The following is an 18,561-nucleotide window of genomic DNA, read 5'->3' as shown; positions in this document are numbered from 1 at the left end:
GGTATAGTATAATACATGAGTTACAGATAAGGAGAAGCCAATGAGAATTCTAATTGTTGACGATAACCCGACGAATATCATTATTATTCGTGAGATACTAAAAAAAGAAAATTATCGGGATGTGATCTCTGCTAACTCGGCCGCAGAAATGTTAGAGCATCTGGGAATAGGCGATCGTACCATTAGTCTCAGGCCCCGTCCTTCAGATATTGATCTGGTGCTGCTGGATATGATGATGCCTGAAATGGACGGCATTGAAGCTTGCAGTATTGTGCAGGAATATGAGCATTTAAAAGATATCCCGATTATTATGGTAACGGCTGTAGGTGATTCTAAAAAATTGGCTGAAGCTCTGGATGTGGGAGCCGTCGATTACGTCACGAAGCCGATCAACAAGGTAGAGCTAATGGCGCGAATCCGATCTGCCTTGCGTCTCAAATTGGAGAAGGACTGGCATAAGGATCGGGATCAGCGAATTCAGGATGAGTTGAAGCTGGCCGCGATGGTGCAGCAAGCGGTACTTAGTCCTGCCATTCAGGACCCGGTGCTGCAAGTAAATGCGCTCTATCAGCCTTCCTTTGAACTGGCAGGGGATTTATATTCTTGGTATCCGTTAGGGGAGGGGCGATATGCCATCATTTTGCTGGATATGATGGGACATGGCATTTCTTCTTCGCTGTTCTGCATGTTCATTGCATCTGTACTTAAGGACACGGTGACCACGTATGTGGAGCCTGAGAAGGTCATACAAGAGCTGAATCGTCGTTTTAATCAACTGGATCTGGGCAAACAGCTGGTACAGTATTATTTTACGGCGATTTATATGGTGATTGATACCCGTGCACGGCGAATTGACTATGTAAATGCGGGACATCCTCCCGGTTTGTTGTTCAACCAGGATGGTAGCATTACCAAATTTGACCGTGCATGCAGCCCGGTTGGTTTATTTGATAAGATTGATGCAGAAATGCACACGATTCATTATGAAGGAACAGGGCATATCGCTTTGTATACGGATGGCTTGCTGGAGGCGGTGGAAGGTGAATATGAGGAGCAGTTGGAGTATCTGACTGAGTGTCTGCGTAAATATGAGCAATGGAATGAAGAAGCGATGCTGGATGCTTTTTTTCGTAAAGAGGCGCCACAAGATCGTGATGATGATAAATGCCTGATCTGGATTTCGTTGAAAGAGGGAGAGAGCTTGCATGAAAATCAGAAATAAACTGCTGATTGGCTTTGGATCGCTTATGGCGATCCTCCTTGTGCTGACACTAATCAGCTATGACCGGATGGGGAGCCTGAATGAGCAGTTGAATCAGGTTTATCAGGATCGATATATGAAAGTCCGGAAAACAACAGCTATTCGCGGGCAGGTGAACGATATGGCCAAAGTGATGGCCAATCTGATCTTGAATCCAGGTTCCTCCGTTAGTGAGGCCAAACGCGAGCTGGACGATATTTCGGCTACTGGAACGAAAGTGCTGGCTAGTCTGCAAACGAATTCCGGCACCAGTGAAGAGCAACAGCAGGTTGATCGGGTAGCCGTCGCGTGGAATGAATTTTTAAGTTACGAACAAAGACTGGTCTCTTTGTTGGGGCAAGATCGTATTGATGAGGCTAACGCTTTCCGCAATAGTACTGGTTTGCCTGCCCAAGAGGAGGCGATGGATAGTATTAATGCCCTTGCCGTTTTTCAGGATCGGGAAATTGATAGCGACATGAAGCAAGCTAATTTGGCGTATGAAGAATCTGTGCAGATTACCACAATTCTGATGGCCGCCGGCCTGATCATGGGCTTACTGGTTATTTTGTGGGTGCTCCCAAGTATTGCCAAAGGTCTAAATGTCGTGAATCTCATGATTAATGGTTTTGGCAAGGGAAAGTACAGGGCCATCAGCCGAATGAGTGTTGCCTCCAAAGATGAAATCGGTGAGGTCGCTCGTGTATTTCAACAAATGGCCGGAGACTTGGAAGAAAAGCGGAAATTTGAACATTCCGTTCTTCAAACGCAGAAGGACCAAACTTGGCTTAATGCCAATACTGCTCGGGTGACTGAGTTGTTCCGTGGCGTAAATTCACTGGAGCAAGTTGCTCAGATGTTCATTAGTGAGTTTACGCCCATCTTGGGAGGCAGTTATGGAGCCATCTATTTGCAAGGAAAAGATGTAGAAGACAACCGATTTAAGTTATACGGCTCCTATGCAAAGGTGACTGGCGAAAATTCGATTAGAGACGTTATCCAGGTAGGCGAAGGGTTGCTCGGACAATGTGTTTTGGATCGTAAGCCGATCTTGATTACAGAGGCTCCTGACGGATATTTGTCCATAGGCTCTGCCTTAGGAGAAAGTAAGCCAGTGGGAATTATGATTTTCCCTATTTTGTTCGAAGATGAGTGCATCGGTGCTATAGAAATAGCGTCACTGGATCGCTTCAGTGATCTGGAAACGAAGCTGTTTGCTCAATTAGTAGAGAGCATGGGGATTATTCTGAACAATATCAAGGGACGGATGCGTGTAGAGCAATTGCTGCGCGAGTCCCAGGCACTTACTGAGGAATTGCAATGCCAGTCCGAGGAGCTACAAACTCAGCAAGAGGAACTCAAGCGCTCCAACGAAAATTTGGAGGAGCAAACAGAGGAACTCAAGCGTTCAGAGGAATTGTTACAGCGTCAACAAGAAGAATTGGAGCATTTTAATACTGAACTGATTGCCAAAACCAGAGCGCTAGAAGAACAGGTACGAGAAGTGGAAGAAAAGAACGACGAGATTGAACATGCACGAGCTCAGTTGGAACAACAGGCCATGCAGCTAGGAATCACAAGCAAATACAAATCCGAGTTTTTGGCCAATATGTCTCATGAGCTGCGTACTCCGCTAAATAGCTTGCTCATTCTTTCTCAGCTCTTGTCTGAGAACAAGGAGGGCAATCTCAAGCCGAAGCAGGTGGAATATGCACAAACCATTTATATGTCAGGCGCGGATTTGCTGAAAATGATTGATGAAATTCTGGATTTATCCAAAGTGGACGCTGGAAAAATGGATATTAACCATGAAGCGGTCCACTTGAAGGAACTGGAACTGTTTGTGGAGCAGAATTTTGCTCCGGTCGCAGCCCAACGTGGGCTTCAACTGCATACCGAGATCGAAGAGAACTTGCCAGATGCCATTATCAGTGACGGTTATCGTCTCAAACAAATTTTACGTAATTTGTTGTCCAATGCATTCAAGTTCACCACGGAAGGATCTATTCGTTTCAGTGTATCTCGGGCAAATGGAGAACAGCTTCCGGGTCTGCTAAATCCACGAAGATCCTATCTGGCTCTATCTGTGCATGATACGGGCATTGGGATTGCTTCCGATAAAACGGATCTGATCTTCGAAGCCTTCCAGCAGGTAGACGGTACAACCAGCCGGAAATATGGGGGGACAGGACTAGGTCTGTCAATCAGCCGCGAGCTTTCCAGATTGTTGGGCGGTGTGATTACGGTGGAATCCGAGCAGGGACAGGGCAGTTGCTTCACACTGTATTTGCCGGAACAAACGCCTACGGCTGAGGATATGGATTCTCATTCGAGAGAGGAATTTAACGGTACGGATGTGAATTCGAATTTTGAGAATGTTGCAGCCTCGGCAGAAACGGACCTTCCCATGATTATGCCTGCTAAACAGTTGCCATTATATCAGATACCTTCGAAAAACAAAGCGGAGGACATTATACATCCAGGGGACGACCGAAACGAGATTACCTCGCAGGATAAAGTGCTGCTGATTATTGAGGATGATATTAATTTTGCTAATATTTTGTACGATATGGCTCGTAGCCGGGGCTTTAAGGCACTGATCGCTCTCCAAGGAGACGATGGGCTCAACATGGCTCAGTCTTATTTGCCGGACGCTATTATATTAGATATTCAATTACCTGTGATGGATGGCTGGTCCATTTTAGGCGAGCTAAAAGGAAATTCATCGACACGTCATATTCCAGTGCATGTTATTTCAGTCATAGATGATGTGAAGCAGGGCTTAATGATGGGCGCGATTGCCTATCTCAAAAAGCCTTCCTCGAAGGAAAGTCTGGATAAGGCATTTTCACATATAAAATCGTATACAGACCAAATGGTCAAACGTCTTCTTGTGGTTGAAGATGACGATAATCAGCGTAAATCCATTATTGAGCTGATCGATCATGATGATGTTGCCATTACGGCGGTGTCAACAGGTCAGGAAGCACTAAATGAGCTGGCTACCCAGCGGTATGACTGCATGGTACTGGATCTGATGCTGAGCGACATGACTGGTTTTGAACTGCTGGATCGTATTCGAGAGAATGAGCAGCTAACTGATCTGCCGATCATTATTTATACAGGCAAAGATTTGGATAACAAAGAAGAAACGCAACTTCGCAAATATGCAGAGTCTATTATTATTAAAGATGTTAAATCGCCGGAACGGCTTTTGGATGAAACAACGCTGTTCTTGCATCGTGTAGAGGCGAATCTTCCTGAGGACAAACGCAAAATTTTGCAAAAGCTATACAACAAGGAAGAGCTGTTTGAAGGCAAAAAAATATTGTTGGTAGACGATGATATTCGCAATGTATTTGCTCTGTCCAGTGTGCTGGAAAGCTATCGTATGGATGTTACCTTTGCAGAAAATGGAAGAGAAGCACTGGAACTACTGGAACAGACACCTGATTTTGATCTGGTGCTGATGGATATGATGATGCCGGAAATGGATGGATATGAAGCGATGCGACGTATCCGGCTAATGCCACAATTCGAGAAGATGCCTATTATTGCCCTGACAGCCAAGGCCATGAAGGATGATCGTTCCAAGTGTATTGAGGCAGGCGCTTCCGATTATGTGAAAAAACCGATTCAAACCGAACAACTTTTATCATTAATGCGGGTGTGGTTGTATTCGTAACCCAAAAAAATGGGTAATATAAATCGACACATGATGGGAGCGGCACAGGCAAAACCTATTTAGGAATTGGAGAGAGATTATGACATCTAAGGATATGGCGGATAATGCTGCTAATGAAGTGAAATCGAATGATGCTGAGCGGGAATTGATTGAGATTGAGCTGTTGCTGGAAGGTATACATCGGCTGTACGGCTACGATTTTCGTAACTACGCTCTGCCTTCGATTAAGCGGCGTGTTTATTATCATGCGCAGTCCGAGAATGTAAGCACGATATCAGGACTTCAGGAGAAGGTGCTGCATGATCGCAGCGCCTTCGATAGGCTGGTACAGAGCCTTTCCATTCCGGTGACCGAGATGTTCCGTGACCCGGAGCTGTTTCTGAATTTTAGACAGAAAATCATTCCTATTTTGCGAACGTATCCGTACATTCGAATCTGGCATGCAGGTTGCTCCACGGGTGAGGAAGTATATTCTATGGCGATCTTGCTGCATGAGGAAGGCTTATATGATAAGGCCCGCATTTATGCGACGGATATGAATAACCTGTCTTTACAGCAGGCGAAGGAAGGCGTATATGGGATCGACCGAATGAAGCTGTATACCAAAAATTATTTGGAGTCCGGGGGCACACAATCGTTCTCTGAATATTATACAGCCAAGTATGATTCAGTGATGTTTCATCCTTTTTTACGGAAAAATATTATTTTTGCGGAGCACAACTTAGCGACAGACCGGTCCTTTAACGAGTTCAATGTTATTTTTTGCCGGAATGTCATGATCTATTTTAACGACGAACTTCGCAACCATGTACATGGGTTGTTTTATGATAGCTTGAGTCATTTTGGCGTGTTGGTGCTTGGGGCCAAGGAATCCATACATTTTACCGATTATAGTGATTCCTACGAGCCGCTGGACCGGATAGAAAAAATATACCGGAAGATTAAATAGAGATGCTTAGGAGGATTCCATGGGGCTTCATGAACCGATTCATATATTGCTGGTAGATGACAGACCTGAGAACCTGCTCGCTCTTGAGGCGGTGCTGGAGAGTGAACAATATAATCTGGTAAAGGCCACATCCGGGGAAGAAGCGCTGCGATGTCTATTAAAAGATGAATTTGCACTCGTAGTCCTGGATGTGCAGATGCCGGGTATGGATGGTATTGAGACCGCAAAGCTAATCAAGGCCAGAGAGAAAACGAAGGATATTCCGATTATCTTCATTTCAGCTAACAGCAAGGAAGCGGAGCATTTATTTGCGGGATATTCAGCAGGCGGTATTGATTATATGGTTAAGCCGTTCATCCCTCAAATTCTCAAGTCCAAAATTGAAGGTTTCGTGCAAATGTATCTGACAAACAAGCGTTTGAAGACACAGTCCCATCTGCTTCATCAGAAGACCCGGCAGCTGGAGAAGATGAACAGCGAACTGATTGCCGCCAAGGAGGCAGCGGAGATTGCTGCCAATGCCAAAACGGAATTTCTGGCGATGATGAGCCATGAGATCCGCACACCTATGAACGGCGTCATTGGAATGATTGATTTGCTGATGGAGACGGAGCTGCAAAGCGACCAACAGGAATATGCCGATATCATCCGTCGTAGTGCAGATGCACTGGTAGCAGTCATTAATGATATTCTGGACTTCACTAAGCTGGAGTCAGGCAAAATGGAGGTAGAGGAATATCCTTTTGATCTGGTTTCCTGTATCAAGGAAGTTTTCAGCCTATTTACGGTAGAAGTGAACCGAAAGAACTTGGAACTGGTTTATTTTCTCGATGAACAGATGCCTCCTGTGTTATATGGAGATATGGGAAGATTGCGTCAAGTACTGATTAACCTTATATCCAATGCTGTCAAATTTACAGACCGGGGCGGGGTGTATGTTTTCGCATCTGTCAAAGAGCAAAGCGATAATGGACTTACCGTTGAGTTTTCTGTGAAGGATACAGGCATTGGTATTGATCCGGCTAAGGTTGGAAGGTTGTTTCAGCCCTTTTCCCAACTGGATTCTTCAATGACACGTAAATATGGTGGAACCGGGTTAGGACTCGCCATTTGTAAAACCTTAGTGAATATGATGGGCGGAGATATCCGTGTAGATACGAGCGGAGAACAGGGCGTGACGTTTCATTTCACAATGAAGCTTGGCTTTGCTCAGGAAAATGAACTGGAGGGAGAGTCCAGCCACGATTGGGAAATTCCACATCAGGAATCTCCAAGTCGTAGACCTGTACTGGTCGTTGATGATCATCCGATTAACCAGAAGCTGATGGTTAATATACTGGATAAGCTCGGTCTGGCTTCAGATGTGGCAGCAGATGGACAGCAGGCGCTTGATATGGTCACGGCTAATCAGGACTATGACTATATCTTTATGGACTTGCAGATGCCTGTGATGGACGGTCTGGAGTGTACGGGTAGAGTGCGTGAACAATTGGCGGGAAGATCGCAACCTGCCATTATCGCCATGACGGCTAATGTGATGGAGGGTATTCAGCCTCGATGTATTGAAGCGGGGATGAACGATTATATTAGTAAGCCCGTTAAAATCAGCAGTGTAAAACAGGCATTGCTACGGCATTCTCCGGACCATTTTCCAATGCAACCGGGTAAAGATCAGATCAATGAAGCTTAGATGGTGGCATTTGGTAGTGTTTAAAAAGTTATACCGTGATTCAAACGCTCGTATAATGGGTTAGTATGTAGGGAAATCTTTTTTTGGGAGAGTAGGCCTATGAATACAAATAAAAATGAGAAGTTTAATGCAATTACGGAAACAACCGATGGCGTAAATACCGTTTATCTGAGTGGAGAGTTGGATCTTTCGGTAGCACCTGATTTTCGTCTGGTGATGGAGCCTTTGGTGGGGGAATCCAGCCAAGATTTGATTATTAACTTGAGAGACCTTAAATACATTGACAGCACAGGTATTGGAATCTTGTTATCCATTTTAAAAGCAAGGCATGGGATGGAGTCTCGCTTTGCTGTTCAAGAGGTACCGCCTCAAATTCAAAAGCTATTTGATATGACTGGTATTGCCAAATTCTTTGTCCCCCAGGAGAATTCCCAATAGGAAAGGAAAGAAAAAGAAATGAACGCTCAAATTCAAAAAGTAGTTCTTAATTTGCCGGCAACTGCTGACTTTGTTGATATTGTAAGATTAAATTTATACGGTATTGCCGCGAAAATGGGATTCTCTTATGAGGATATTGAAGACATGAAAGTGGCTGTATCGGAAGCCTGTAATAACTCTGTCCTTTATGCATATGGTCATGAGGGGGGAGTCGTGGAAGTGACATTCGAATTTGATGAAGTTTCGCTGTCCATTCGTGTCAAAGATGAAGGGGAGAGCTTTGAACGCGTGGAGGACCCGTCCCGTATCGCATCCTTGCATGACAAGGAGTTGAATGATGCACAGATAGGCGGATTAGGCTTTTATCTCATGCAGGCGCTTATGGACGATGTCCATATCTTGAATGAGACAGGAAAAGGCACCGAAGTGGTGCTGGTAAAGCGCTTGACCAGAAGTGAGGAAAGAGTATGAATGAAAAGGTAACTCCCCCGGAGTCGATGGATGAAGCCGTTGGTCTAATCTGGGAGTACCAGCAAACCAAGGATAACGAGATTGCTACCGTGCTGATCCGCAAGTATGAGCCGATGGTCAAGATGGCTGCCGGGAAAATCTCCCGTAACCGTCCGGACTTATACGAGGATTTATATCAGACCGGTCAGATGGCTTTGATACGTCTGCTTCAGCAATACGATATCAGCTTGGGTATCCCATTTGAACCGTACGCTATGAAAAGTATGCTGGGACATATGAAAAATTATTTGCGCGACAAATCCTGGTACATCCAGGTTCCTCGCCGCATTAAGGAAAAGGGTGCGCTTGTTCAACATGCTATTGATGAACTGACCGTTAAGTTGGAACGCTCACCCAATGTGGACGAGATTGCGACCTATTTGGATCTAACCGTGGAAGAAACGATCGAGGTGCTTGCTGGTCGTGAGTGCTATCACTATGTTTCACTGGACTCGCCTTTATCCCAGGAAGAGAGTGCAGCTACGTTAGGCGAGCTCATTAGCTCGGATGCTAACGATTATGACACTGTGGAAAAACGAATGGATTTGCAGCAGGCTTTAAGCCAACTGAAGGAGCAGGAACAGAAGGTGCTTCTTCTGGCATTTCAGGACGGTCAATCTCAACGTGCGATTGCCCAGACGTTGGGCGTATCACAGATGAGCGTTTCCCGTATTCAGAAGCGGGCTACGGAAAAGCTGAAGCAGATTATGTCTAATTCCTCTATTTCATGAGAAAAACGCGGAATTCTTGGTTTAACATATTTGATGTCACATCGTAAGGACACGTTATTCCGATTTGGGGAAACGTGTCCTTTTTATAAAGCGAAAAAGGTTGGGAGGAAGGTTGGAATCCATGACAGCATTTGAACAGATTTCTTCCTTTCGTGGAGGATGGGAATGGTGGGACATCAGTGCTGGGAATTGGCAAGATTCGGTCATACAGCACTTGAAGGAGAAGCTCCCAGAAGCCGCAGAATGGCTGGACAAGGTAGAGGACATTCCATCCAGCTTTATATCTGTGCGCTTTCCAGATGGCAATCAGCCCTTAATGTACGGGTCGCTGATCTACTCCGTTCAAGAGGAAATCGATAGTCAACGCAATTGCAACAAGTTTTATTTTCTGGTTCTAAACCAGAAGTTGGTGACGTTAAATTTGGATCAAAATACCCGTGAAATTATGCACACCGCGGAACGCCAAAAAATGCTGGAACAGTGTGAGGATGCAGCTGACGGCATGTTTGTATTGGCGAGAGCCGTGCTTCATTATTTTCATACAGGTATGGATAAGTTCGAGATCAACCTGAGAAGACTGGAAGAGGACATGGAGAAAAGAAATGCCCGTACACTGATGGATTCTATATTGAATGCACGTTTCGAGCTGTTGTATTGGAGCAATATGTTCATTCCTTTTTCAGAGCTGGTAACGGCTTCTCGGGAGGCATATTTGGATAAACTGGAGGAGAATCGCTTTTTTAAGCAGTTACTTTACCGTGTGACTCGGATGGAAGGACTTTTCCTGCATTATGAAAAGGAAATCGACACCCTGATCTCTATTGACGAGGCCATTTCCGCTTTTAGGGGCAATGAGATTACGAAGACGCTCACCATTGTGACCGCCGTTTTTACACCTGCCACTGTAGTGGGGGCCATTTGGGGCATGAACTTTGAAAATCTGCCTTGGATTAAAACAGGCTGGGGTTTTACCGCCGTGATTATTGCCACATTGCTAAGTATGGCGGGAATGTACGGCTGGCTGATGATGAAGGGGTGGACAGGTGACTTATTGAAAACTAACAAGCGCAACAAATTGTAGCGGCTGATTACGGCTGTTATAATTTACAAATAAAAAACGATCCATCGTAACAGGAGGCTCTTTGGGGAGTCTATATCGGTTACGATGGATCGTTTTTAAATGAGATAGGGACAATTACTTAGTACCTTGGCTCATTTTGATATATCCTAATAATTCGGCGATGAAATCTCCGATGACCGGAAGATTTAACTGTACCAGGAAACTGAGCAACCAAGCGAGCAAGGCGAGTATGACCACTGTACCCAGCGTAAGGCCGAGACCACGTGCAATCCCTGCAGTCAGATTGCTCATAATTCTTCTTTTCGTGCTGGAGTAGTTCTCTATAATATCTTTGAATTCTGCTTTTTCCAATGTATCTGCGATTTGATCTAGGCGTTTGTTAAGCCGCTTGACCTCATGGCGAAGTTCAAAAGGATGCTCATTTACATCAAAGTCTCTCTCCGGATCATGTGTTTTAACATGATGATGAGTAGAAGAGGTCTGCTTGGATGAAATCTCATCTGGCTGATCTTGAGCCTGGAGGGGGTGAAAGGTTCTCTTGTTGTTCCGAGCAAGATCATCTCCATAGGAGTTTGGTTTGTTCATTGTCATCCCAGCCTTTCTATCATTTAAAAACAGCCAGCTTCTTGCATGCTGGCTGTTCAGTGTTTGGATATTATTTTGGTTGTAATCGGAATGTGTTCCTATTAGGAATTTGCATTTAATTGTTTTTGAGTGTCCTTGGCTGCTTGAGCGGTTGCATCCATAACTTCTTTATCCGCTTTGGCCGCTTCATTAGCGACATCGGCAGAAGCTTTGGTTACGCTGGATACGATGTTGTCTTTACTCTCGGATACCGTTTTGGCTACATCTGCTGTTTTAGTGGAAACGGTTTTGGCCAAATCTGTCGCTTTGCTGCTAACTACAGATGCGACATCCTTCGTTTTATCGGAGACAACAGTCATTTTTTCGGACAGATCACTACGTAAATCGCGACCCGGCTTTGGAGCGAACAGCAGGGCTGCCGCAGCACCAATCAAACCTCCAATGAATAAACCCTTTGCAAAACCTGAAGTGCTTGCCATATTTTGATTGTCAATGTTACTCATGATATATCACTCCTTTTATAGAATAAAAATATATATAAATGTTAGGTAGCCCTTCTCAATAGCCTGGACACAAGTCCGAGCAAGAATACGAACAATGCGGTTCCAAGTATGGCTGGAATGACTGCAAAATCTCCGATGACCGGGCCCCAGTCTCCCAACAGCATGACACCTAGCCAAGCTCCTACAAATCCAGCAATCATAGAGCCTGCAATGCCGCCAGGCATTTCATGTCCAGCTAGTGCATCGCCAATCAATCCGATAATAATGGCCATTACAATACTTAGTACAATTCCCCACACAAGGATCGCCTCCCTTATCCTAAGTTCACAAACGATAACGTTTTTGATAAATGCTGAGCTTCGATATTGCTGTGCCTTGCTTACTTCGTATATAAACGTCATGACCCGGAGTGAAACAAAAAGCCGAATCGGACGTTATGGGCGGGGGGGAGAAGAAAGTTGCATTTTCGCTCGCCAATAGATCATAGGAACGGTAAACGCCAGCCAAATGATGCCTGCAATATAACCACCCACAATATCTGTAGGAAAGTGAACTCCTAAATATATACGGCTTAGTCCAATCAATATAATGAGCAGTGCACCAAGAACGCACGGGAGGAAGAGCGAACGCTCACGAATCTTTCGTTCTATAGCCCAGATGGCAAATATCATGCCGTAAAATCCCATGGAAATCATCGCATGACCGCTGGGAAAACTGTAGCCCCCGGCTTCAACCAAATGTTGAAGTGACGGGCGTTCCCGTTGCAGAATTTCTTTAATGAGCGTATTCAGCACCCACATCGCCGTAAAGCTGCTTAGGATCGCAAAGGAATAAGCTTTTGAACGAAGAAAGACCCAGCATAAGGTAGCAGCACCGAGGGCGATAATTAACGACATGCTGAATGAACCGAAAGACGTAATGAATATAGCGATGGTTAGCAATTGGTCATGAGTAGCTGCTGTGTCTGGAAAAATAGCATCCTGTATACGCTCATCCCAATATAGAAAAGGAGCCGTGCCAATCCATTGCACAGAGTAGGCGATGAGAAGCATCACAGCGATCATGATAATAGATGCATACAGACTACGACGCAAATAGCTTGGTAGGAACCGGGATGGTTGGGGTTTATGGGATAGCATATGTAATAAATCTCCTCCTTATGGCTGTAATAGATTTAATTTTTCGTACTATTAACTTAACTAATAATGAACTTAAGAGCAAAACTCGACGGAGACGACAGGCTGATTGAGGCATTTAAGCCCGGGGTAAAGGGATCGTATCACAGTGTTTGTAATGCCAGGGCCGAAAGTGGAATAATCATCACGAAGCAAGGCTGCTTTACGGAACTGTAATCCATGGAGGTGTTAAGGATGATTAAAATAGTGACATCGGCAGAAAGACATACCTCAAATAAAGGATGGATTCATAGTGAGTTTAGCTTTTCATTTGCCGATTATGAAGATCCGAGCAATGCCCATTTTGGTTGTATGCTAGCCCATAATGATAACAAACTTGAACCGCAGCAAGGCTTCAAAAGACATCCGCATCACGATTTGGAAATCGTCACTTATGTAATTGAAGGCCAATTGCATCATAGCGACAGCTTGGGACATGAGCAGGATTTAAAAAGCGGCTCGATTCAGGTTCTGAGTGCAGGCATCGGGATTGAACATGAAGAGCGAAATACTGGGGATGAAAGATCGGTTCGCTTTTTGCAAATGTGGTTTTTACCCGAGAGCCCTGGCATTCAGCCTTCTTATCAGGTGCAAAGATTCAAGCACAGTGAACACCTAAATCGGCTTCAGCCTGTTGTGTCTGGTTCAGAAGTGGAGGGAACGTTATCCATCGCGCAGGATATAAATCTGTATCTGAGCAGATTGGAAAAAGGCCAGCAGCTTGAATATCCGCAGCAAGAGGAGCGCCGCACCCACATTTATGTAGTTAGCGGTCATGTGGAAGTTACGTGCCAGGATGGAGATTTTCAGTTAGGGCCTGGTGATGCTGCACGAATTCAAAAAAGTTGTGCATTAAAGATACTAGCTACAGGTAATGAGGATATATCTGAACTGGTGTTAGCAGATTTACCTTGAAGCATCCTTGAGTGAAGAAGTGTATGAAAATGCGTATATGCAATCGAAAAATAAAGCTCGTATCCCCGTTGCGCGTCTGTTGAAGCGAGCGGAGGTACGAGCTTTATTTACGGTGACAGGGCCACTGGCATGAAGGCTGTTGCTCATGATGATAGGTTGTAATACAGCTAAGCTGTATTCCTATAGGCTGATTCAGGAGGACTTACGCAATCTACCCAGTTCAGAAACAATAGCTTCAACCTCGGAAATGCTCAGGTTAGGCTTGTTTATCACCATATCATAGACATCATGGATGTCCTCGTATTGCTCCAGCGAGAAAGCGGAAGCTTGCATAGCAGCACCACTCGCCATACGGAGCTTGGTTTTAATGCCCTCAATCATATACTCAATGTTGGCATGAGACGGTACAGACAAATCCATCGTTAATTTTCCATCCTTTCATAACAGGGGAAGTTGCCTGTATTGTATCATGTTTTTGTTGTAGAATGTACTGAAAGCCAGATTACCAATATACAACCGAATCAAGGAGGATGGGCAAAGTTGTCTTTGTATAATCGAGCTTCCGCACCCGGACGCTCGTCCTTAGAACATAATGTAAAGAAAACAGATCGAGATGGACTCGCGCCGTTTTTCCGAGAAATTCATCATCAGCATGCTATAGATAAGTTGACTTTTGTTTGTATCGGTACAGATCGCTCGTCGGGTGATTCACTGGGGCCACTGGTAGGCACCATGCTCAAGGAGCAAGGTTTTCCGCACGTGATTGGGACAATGTCGGAGCCCTGTGATGCGGATCATCTGGTTCCATACTTGGAGTGCATTCCCCAAGATCATCATGTGATCGCCATAGATGCTTGTCTTGGACAGCACGGCTCAACGGGAATGTTTCTTATTGCGTGTGAACCGCTAACTCCTGCGCGATCGGTAGGGCTGTCTCTGCCGTCTGTGGGTCATTATAGTGTTGCAGCGATTGTGAATGAGCGCAGTCCCAAACCCTATTGGACACTCCAAATGACTTCGCTTCACTTGGTCATGACAATGGCTGCGCATATTGCTAATGCGGCGGCTTGTGAATTTGGCTTAAAAACAGCTTCGCAAGATTTTCCAGAGGGTTACCGTTTCAGATATTGATCGTCTGCTTAATAATATACATCAGCATGTTCTACTCACTAATATATTCAGATCCAATAGATTATATACAGAGAAGGAAGGGTTCCACATGGAAAAGGTATTATGCGAAGGAACGACGATCTGCTATGCCGAACAGGGAAAAGGAGATCCGATCATTCTATTGCACGGATTTTGCGGAAGCTCCTCCTATTGGGATGAGGTTGTTCCCTTGCTGTCCCCAAGCTATCGTTGTATTGTTCCAGACTTGCGTGGACACGGACGCAGCGATGCTCCACTAGGAGCCTATACGATTGATCAAATGGCAGATGATATGCTTAAACTTCAAGAACAATTGGACATCCCTCAGGCTGCCTGGTTTGGTCACTCCCTAGGAGGCTATTTAGCCCTTTCGGCAGTGCAGAGACATGCAGAGCGCCTTACAGCCTTTGGACTGATTCATTCCACAGCTTATGCAGATACGGACGAAGGTAAAGAAAAGCGTAACAAGGCTGTATCTACCATCCAAACGGAGGGGATTACCAACTTTGTAGATGGACTCGTACCGGGACTGTTTGCTCCTGATCATGTGGAGTCGATGTCCAGCCAATTACTTAAAGTCAAAGAAATTGGCTACAAAACACCTCCGCAAGGAGCTGTAGGAGCATCATTGGCTATGCGCGAGCGTCCTGACCGACGGGATGTGTTGTCGGCTTCTGCCTTGCCAGCTCTTTTAGTAGCGGGGGAGCAGGATCAGGCGGTTCCTCCAGCGCGGACGTTTACAACAGATCGGGCCGGAGTAACTCAGGTTACCCTGCCGGAAGCAGGTCACATGAGCCTGTTTGAGGCACCGGAGCTATTAGCTAATGCTATCTTGGCGTTTTTGGAGCAAAACTTGAAAAAGTAGACTAAGGTAAGCCCAAAAACCGGAACCCTTTGATGTGATCGTCAGAAGGTTCCGGTTTCTTGTATGCAAATTGTTTTTAGATGTGGTCACTATACATTCAGTTTATTTGAATTTTGCTGACTTGTTGTATCATATCGGTTAATGTGCAGAATACCTAAGTCATATTATTTTTGTTCAAGGCAAACGCCGTCGGCAAACCATCAATACTCTCTAAACTTTTCTCGTATGCATACTTTTTAAGTACTTCTTCGCCCATCTGAATCGCCACGTCCTTCAGCTTTTCCCGTTCGCTCGTGTAAGTCATGAAGGGAACTGCAAAACCACATGAATCCTGCACCATATGAACATCAACTACTATGATTTGTCTTGCTCCAGGAAGTGGATTAAAGAGAGGATACAGCTCATTCCAACGCTTTGTATTGGGCAACACGACTGTGCCAGTACCATAGAGTCTTAATACACTGGGCTCGCCTTCAAATGCACAGAACATGATGGTTACCCGTCCGTTCTCTATAATGTGCGCACTTGTTTCGTTGCCACTTCCCGACAAGTCGAGATAGGCTACCTCCTGATCTGACAAAATACGAAAGGAATCATATCCCTTGGGGGAAATATTCACATGCCCCGTCTCGGATATCGGTGCTGATCCTACAAAGAAAATATGCTGTCGCTGTATGAACTCTTTATATTCCGGTAGTATCGCACTGAATTTTTTTCCCATACTTAAACGTCCTCCCCTGTAAAATATCAATGCATAATTTTGTTTCGAATGAAAATAAATATTTTATTTTATTATATGAATCAATAAATAATAAAGATTATTTTTGTTTCGTATGAAACAAAAATAACACGAGACTAACGGAGAATCAATATCAAATTTTCAAATACTCTATTTCGTTAGTCCATGATCGGCTACAAAACACTGTACTAACGGAATGTTACGTGCCATACGTGATTTCTGAGTGTCGAATCTTTGATGCTATAAAGTATTTGTAATTGTGTTAAATGAAATTGCGGCATGGCGGTGGCATTTGGCTTTTAGACAAGGATGTCATACAATCAGAAGACAGAAGTTTCTGGTTGTCTAGGCATCGGGATGAAAGGAAGGGAACGGCTTGCTTAGAAAAGACTATTTGCTCAGTATGATGGAAGAATTGACATCCGCAGTAGCATCGGTGCTCGGTCTTAGGCGCGAAAATAAACACATCGAAGCGCTGAAACAGCTAGATGACCTGCTCAACAAGCAGTTTCGTCTTCGTTCAGATCTGCTCAGACGATTGCCGCCGGAACAAATTATTGAGCTTTTCCGATTGGGCCCTGGAATTGAAGCGGATAAGCTTCAGCAGGTGGCTCGCATTTTGGAGGAAGAAGCCGCGATTTACCTGGAAACCAGCAGAACAGACGAAGGTATACGAATCTTGATGAAATCTCTTCATTTATATTTGTACAGCGATACGAATGGCGCGACTCGTGATCTGCAGGTCCTGCCTGAACGAATAGCGTGTATCGTAAAGCTGGTGCGCGAATATGAGCTCCCCCCTGAAACCAGCAAGCTGCTGGCTGTTCATTACGAGCGAGAAAACAGGTTGGACGAAGCCGCCGATGTCTGGTTTGGATTGGCATGGGAGCAGCCAGAGCTGCTAGCGGAAGCGGAGACGTTTTATAGTCAATTACTGGATAAGACCAATGCAGAGCTGGAGCTGGGTGGAATTTCACGCCAGGAAGTCACCGAGGGTTTGACCGAGATCACCCAATTACATGAAAGAAAGTGAGATGTACCTTTTGGATTCACTGCGCGAACTTATATACCAATTGACCACGGGAGGATCCCTCATAACAGCGACGCTGAGTCAGCTTCGCAAACGGGAGGATGCTTCTTTTACTAAAGTACAAATTAAACCTGTAGAATTGAAAAACAAACTGCATTACCAGTTTGCTTTTCATTACAGCAACAAAGTCATTCATGAAAATCTGACCCCTGACGAAGCTAACGAGCGTATGACTGCCTTGTTTGAGGACACGTTCCGCCAAGGACTTTTATGCGCCAAGGATGCAGACTACCAAGTGCTGATCAGTAAAAAATATAAAGTATCCATTCTGACAAAGTCACCGAGCAAAAGTAAAGCGGACCTGTCTCATAATCGCAAAAAGCAATATGTGCTCGAAGAAGGGGAACGAATTCCTTTCCTGATTGAGCTGGGGATTATGAATGAGGATGGTAAGGTACTGGCCCGCAAGTATGATAAGTTTCGTCAAATTAACCGGTTTCTCGAAATGGTGCAGGATGTATTACCTAGCCTTCCGGTAGGCCGCCCATTGACGATTGTGGATTTTGGCTGTGGCAAATCGTATTTGACCTTTGCGTTGTATCACTATTTGGCTGTACAGCAAAAGCGACCATTGCAGATCGTTGGTTTGGACTTGAAGGCAGATGTCATTGAAGCCTGTAATGTTCTGGCTCAAAAGCTGCAATATCGACAGTTGGAGTTTCTGGTCGGTGATATCGCAGACTATAACGAACTGGAACAGGTGGATATGGTTGTTACCTTGCACGCTTGTGATACTGCAACAGATGCGGCGCTGGAAAAGGCTGTTCGCTGGGGTGCTTCCGTCATTTTGTCGGTTCCGTGTTGCCAGCATGAGCTGTTTAACCAACTGGAAAATCCGGTATTGGAGCCGTTGCTTTCCCACGGCATTTTAAAGGAGCGTTTTTCTGCACTGGCAACGGATGGAATCCGGGCCAAACTGCTGGATATGATGGGATATCGGACACAGCTATTGGAATTTATCGACATGGAGCATACACCTAAAAATATTCTGATTCGTGCCGTCAAAGGGCAAGCGGGAGAACAATCCGTTCTGTGGCGTGAATACACAGCATTTCGGGATTTTATTCATGCTGATCCTTATTTGGAACGCGCTTGTGCGGACTTGCTTCCCGAAGGAGCGGGGAAAAAGCAGACACATAGCTAGGAATATAGTAAAAGTGGAGCCACTGCGGGGTGGCTCCACTTTTTTGTAGTTCACAGTTCATGATTGCAGTAC

The 18,561-nt window shown here is 45.0% G+C and carries 20 protein-coding genes; 14 read left to right on the top strand and 6 right to left on the bottom strand.

Annotated features, from left to right (window positions below):
- Positions 1-40 precede the first annotated feature (40 nt).
- The 8 genes from ACYCS5_RS10060 (at position 41) to ACYCS5_RS10025 (ending at position 10,324) form a co-directional block, all read left to right on the top strand.
- On the top strand, positions 41-1,222 hold the full coding sequence (locus ACYCS5_RS10060) for a PP2C family protein-serine/threonine phosphatase (protein WP_029517169.1): 1,182 nt from the start codon (positions 41-43) through the stop codon (positions 1,220-1,222).
- Positions 1,206-4,925 (top strand): response regulator, encoded by a 3,720-nt coding sequence (locus ACYCS5_RS10055; RefSeq protein ID WP_459760993.1) that lies wholly within the window; start codon positions 1,206-1,208, stop codon positions 4,923-4,925. Before ACYCS5_RS10060 ends, ACYCS5_RS10055 begins: the two co-directional genes overlap by 17 nt.
- A 79-nt stretch (positions 4,926-5,004) precedes the next feature.
- Positions 5,005-5,874, top strand: coding sequence for a CheR family methyltransferase (locus ACYCS5_RS10050; RefSeq protein ID WP_029517171.1), 870 nt, complete (start codon positions 5,005-5,007; stop codon positions 5,872-5,874).
- A gap of 19 nt (positions 5,875-5,893) precedes the next feature.
- The gene (locus ACYCS5_RS10045) at positions 5,894-7,564 is read left to right on the top strand and encodes a response regulator (protein WP_459760992.1); all 1,671 of its coding nucleotides are present in this window, start codon (positions 5,894-5,896) and stop codon (positions 7,562-7,564) included.
- Positions 7,565-7,663: 99 nt separating this feature from the next.
- On the top strand, positions 7,664-8,002 hold the full coding sequence (locus tag ACYCS5_RS10040) for an STAS domain-containing protein (protein ID WP_023990272.1): 339 nt from the start codon (positions 7,664-7,666) through the stop codon (positions 8,000-8,002).
- Between the two features lie 18 nt (positions 8,003-8,020).
- The gene (gene rsbW / locus ACYCS5_RS10035) at positions 8,021-8,473 is read left to right on the top strand and encodes an anti-sigma B factor RsbW (RefSeq protein ID WP_013311930.1); all 453 of its coding nucleotides are present in this window, start codon (positions 8,021-8,023) and stop codon (positions 8,471-8,473) included.
- Positions 8,470-9,243, top strand: coding sequence for a sigma-70 family RNA polymerase sigma factor (locus tag ACYCS5_RS10030; RefSeq protein ID WP_013311929.1), 774 nt, complete (start codon positions 8,470-8,472; stop codon positions 9,241-9,243). The genes rsbW and ACYCS5_RS10030 overlap by 4 nt, the downstream gene beginning before the upstream one ends.
- A gap of 121 nt (positions 9,244-9,364) precedes the next feature.
- Positions 9,365-10,324 carry a magnesium transporter CorA family protein gene (locus tag ACYCS5_RS10025; protein WP_029517173.1) on the top strand — a complete coding sequence of 320 codons (960 nt, stop codon included), beginning with the start codon at positions 9,365-9,367 and terminating at the stop codon, positions 10,322-10,324.
- 114 nt (positions 10,325-10,438) lie between these two features.
- Here the strand turns inward: ACYCS5_RS10025 and ACYCS5_RS10020 are convergent, their stop codons facing one another.
- From ACYCS5_RS10020 to ACYCS5_RS10005, 4 genes are all read right to left on the bottom strand, one after another.
- Entirely contained in the window at positions 10,439-10,915 is a 477-nt protein-coding gene (locus ACYCS5_RS10020) for a DUF5665 domain-containing protein (protein ID WP_049816975.1), read from the bottom strand.
- Positions 10,916-11,010: 95 nt separating this feature from the next.
- Positions 11,011-11,412 carry a YtxH domain-containing protein gene (locus ACYCS5_RS10015; RefSeq protein WP_029517175.1) on the bottom strand — a complete coding sequence of 134 codons (402 nt, stop codon included), beginning with the start codon at positions 11,410-11,412 and terminating at the stop codon, positions 11,011-11,013.
- Positions 11,413-11,453: 41 nt separating this feature from the next.
- The gene (locus ACYCS5_RS10010; RefSeq protein ID WP_013311925.1) at positions 11,454-11,711 is read right to left on the bottom strand and encodes a GlsB/YeaQ/YmgE family stress response membrane protein; all 258 of its coding nucleotides are present in this window, start codon (positions 11,709-11,711) and stop codon (positions 11,454-11,456) included.
- 135 nt (positions 11,712-11,846) lie between these two features.
- A complete protein-coding gene (locus ACYCS5_RS10005; protein WP_069011993.1) occupies positions 11,847-12,551 on the bottom strand; it encodes a phosphatase PAP2 family protein in 705 nt (234 codons plus the stop codon).
- 231 nt (positions 12,552-12,782) lie between these two features.
- On the opposite strand from ACYCS5_RS10005, the gene ACYCS5_RS10000 reads away from it, so the two are divergent.
- The gene (locus ACYCS5_RS10000; RefSeq protein WP_459760991.1) at positions 12,783-13,502 is read left to right on the top strand and encodes a pirin family protein; all 720 of its coding nucleotides are present in this window, start codon (positions 12,783-12,785) and stop codon (positions 13,500-13,502) included.
- Positions 13,503-13,509: 7 nt separating this feature from the next.
- Positions 13,510-13,635: a hypothetical protein gene (locus ACYCS5_RS09995; protein ID WP_268988508.1), complete on the top strand. Its 126-nt coding sequence runs from the start codon at positions 13,510-13,512 to the stop codon at positions 13,633-13,635.
- Between the two features lie 59 nt (positions 13,636-13,694).
- Here ACYCS5_RS09995 and ACYCS5_RS09990 read toward each other — a convergent pair whose 3' ends face one another.
- Positions 13,695-13,922, bottom strand: coding sequence for a DUF1128 domain-containing protein (locus ACYCS5_RS09990; protein WP_029517178.1), 228 nt, complete (start codon positions 13,920-13,922; stop codon positions 13,695-13,697).
- Between the two features lie 120 nt (positions 13,923-14,042).
- Between ACYCS5_RS09990 and yyaC the strand changes: the two genes are divergently transcribed.
- Entirely contained in the window at positions 14,043-14,633 is a 591-nt protein-coding gene (yyaC, locus tag ACYCS5_RS09985) for a spore protease YyaC (protein WP_039273804.1), read from the top strand.
- 88 nt (positions 14,634-14,721) lie between these two features.
- Positions 14,722-15,516 carry an alpha/beta fold hydrolase gene (locus tag ACYCS5_RS09980; RefSeq protein WP_165149399.1) on the top strand — a complete coding sequence of 265 codons (795 nt, stop codon included), beginning with the start codon at positions 14,722-14,724 and terminating at the stop codon, positions 15,514-15,516.
- Between the two features lie 154 nt (positions 15,517-15,670).
- On the opposite strand, the gene ACYCS5_RS09975 is transcribed toward ACYCS5_RS09980, so the two are convergent.
- Complete coding sequence (locus ACYCS5_RS09975; protein ID WP_069011999.1) at positions 15,671-16,237, bottom strand: pyridoxamine 5'-phosphate oxidase family protein; 567 nt, start codon at positions 16,235-16,237, stop codon at positions 15,671-15,673.
- 424 nt (positions 16,238-16,661) lie between these two features.
- Between ACYCS5_RS09975 and ACYCS5_RS09970 the strand changes: the two genes are divergently transcribed.
- Together ACYCS5_RS09970 and ACYCS5_RS09965 are read left to right on the top strand one after the other, a co-directional pair.
- Entirely contained in the window at positions 16,662-17,288 is a 627-nt protein-coding gene (locus ACYCS5_RS09970) for a DUF6483 family protein (RefSeq protein ID WP_245231603.1), read from the top strand.
- Positions 17,275-18,489 carry a class I SAM-dependent methyltransferase gene (locus ACYCS5_RS09965; RefSeq protein WP_029517183.1) on the top strand — a complete coding sequence of 405 codons (1,215 nt, stop codon included), beginning with the start codon at positions 17,275-17,277 and terminating at the stop codon, positions 18,487-18,489. Before ACYCS5_RS09970 ends, ACYCS5_RS09965 begins: the two co-directional genes overlap by 14 nt.
- Positions 18,490-18,561 lie beyond the last annotated feature (72 nt).

The organism is Paenibacillus sp. SEL3 (assembly GCF_054602585.1).
The sequence above is the reverse complement of the archived record's forward strand: the minus strand, read 5'-3'. Positions and strand labels throughout refer to the sequence as shown.

Coding starts and splice junctions, on each gene's coding strand:
- ACYCS5_RS10060 (WP_029517169.1), top strand. CDS start 41: ATGAGAATTCTAATTGTTGACGATAACCCGACGAATATCATTATTATT.
- ACYCS5_RS10055 (WP_459760993.1), top strand. CDS start 1,206: ATGAAAATCAGAAATAAACTGCTGATTGGCTTTGGATCGCTTATGGCG.
- ACYCS5_RS10050 (WP_029517171.1), top strand. CDS start 5,005: ATGACATCTAAGGATATGGCGGATAATGCTGCTAATGAAGTGAAATCG.
- ACYCS5_RS10045 (WP_459760992.1), top strand. CDS start 5,894: ATGGGGCTTCATGAACCGATTCATATATTGCTGGTAGATGACAGACCT.
- ACYCS5_RS10040 (WP_023990272.1), top strand. CDS start 7,664: ATGAATACAAATAAAAATGAGAAGTTTAATGCAATTACGGAAACAACC.
- rsbW (WP_013311930.1), top strand. CDS start 8,021: ATGAACGCTCAAATTCAAAAAGTAGTTCTTAATTTGCCGGCAACTGCT.
- ACYCS5_RS10030 (WP_013311929.1), top strand. CDS start 8,470: ATGAATGAAAAGGTAACTCCCCCGGAGTCGATGGATGAAGCCGTTGGT.
- ACYCS5_RS10025 (WP_029517173.1), top strand. CDS start 9,365: ATGACAGCATTTGAACAGATTTCTTCCTTTCGTGGAGGATGGGAATGG.
- ACYCS5_RS10020 (WP_049816975.1), bottom strand. CDS start 10,915: ATGACAATGAACAAACCAAACTCCTATGGAGATGATCTTGCTCGGAAC.
- ACYCS5_RS10015 (WP_029517175.1), bottom strand. CDS start 11,412: ATGAGTAACATTGACAATCAAAATATGGCAAGCACTTCAGGTTTTGCA.
- ACYCS5_RS10005 (WP_069011993.1), bottom strand. CDS start 12,551: ATGCTATCCCATAAACCCCAACCATCCCGGTTCCTACCAAGCTATTTG.
- ACYCS5_RS10000 (WP_459760991.1), top strand. CDS start 12,783: ATGATTAAAATAGTGACATCGGCAGAAAGACATACCTCAAATAAAGGA.
- ACYCS5_RS09990 (WP_029517178.1), bottom strand. CDS start 13,922: ATGGATTTGTCTGTACCGTCTCATGCCAACATTGAGTATATGATTGAG.
- ACYCS5_RS09980 (WP_165149399.1), top strand. CDS start 14,722: ATGGAAAAGGTATTATGCGAAGGAACGACGATCTGCTATGCCGAACAG.
- ACYCS5_RS09975 (WP_069011999.1), bottom strand. CDS start 16,237: ATGGGAAAAAAATTCAGTGCGATACTACCGGAATATAAAGAGTTCATA.
- ACYCS5_RS09970 (WP_245231603.1), top strand. CDS start 16,662: ATGGAAGAATTGACATCCGCAGTAGCATCGGTGCTCGGTCTTAGGCGC.
- ACYCS5_RS09965 (WP_029517183.1), top strand. CDS start 17,275: ATGAAAGAAAGTGAGATGTACCTTTTGGATTCACTGCGCGAACTTATA.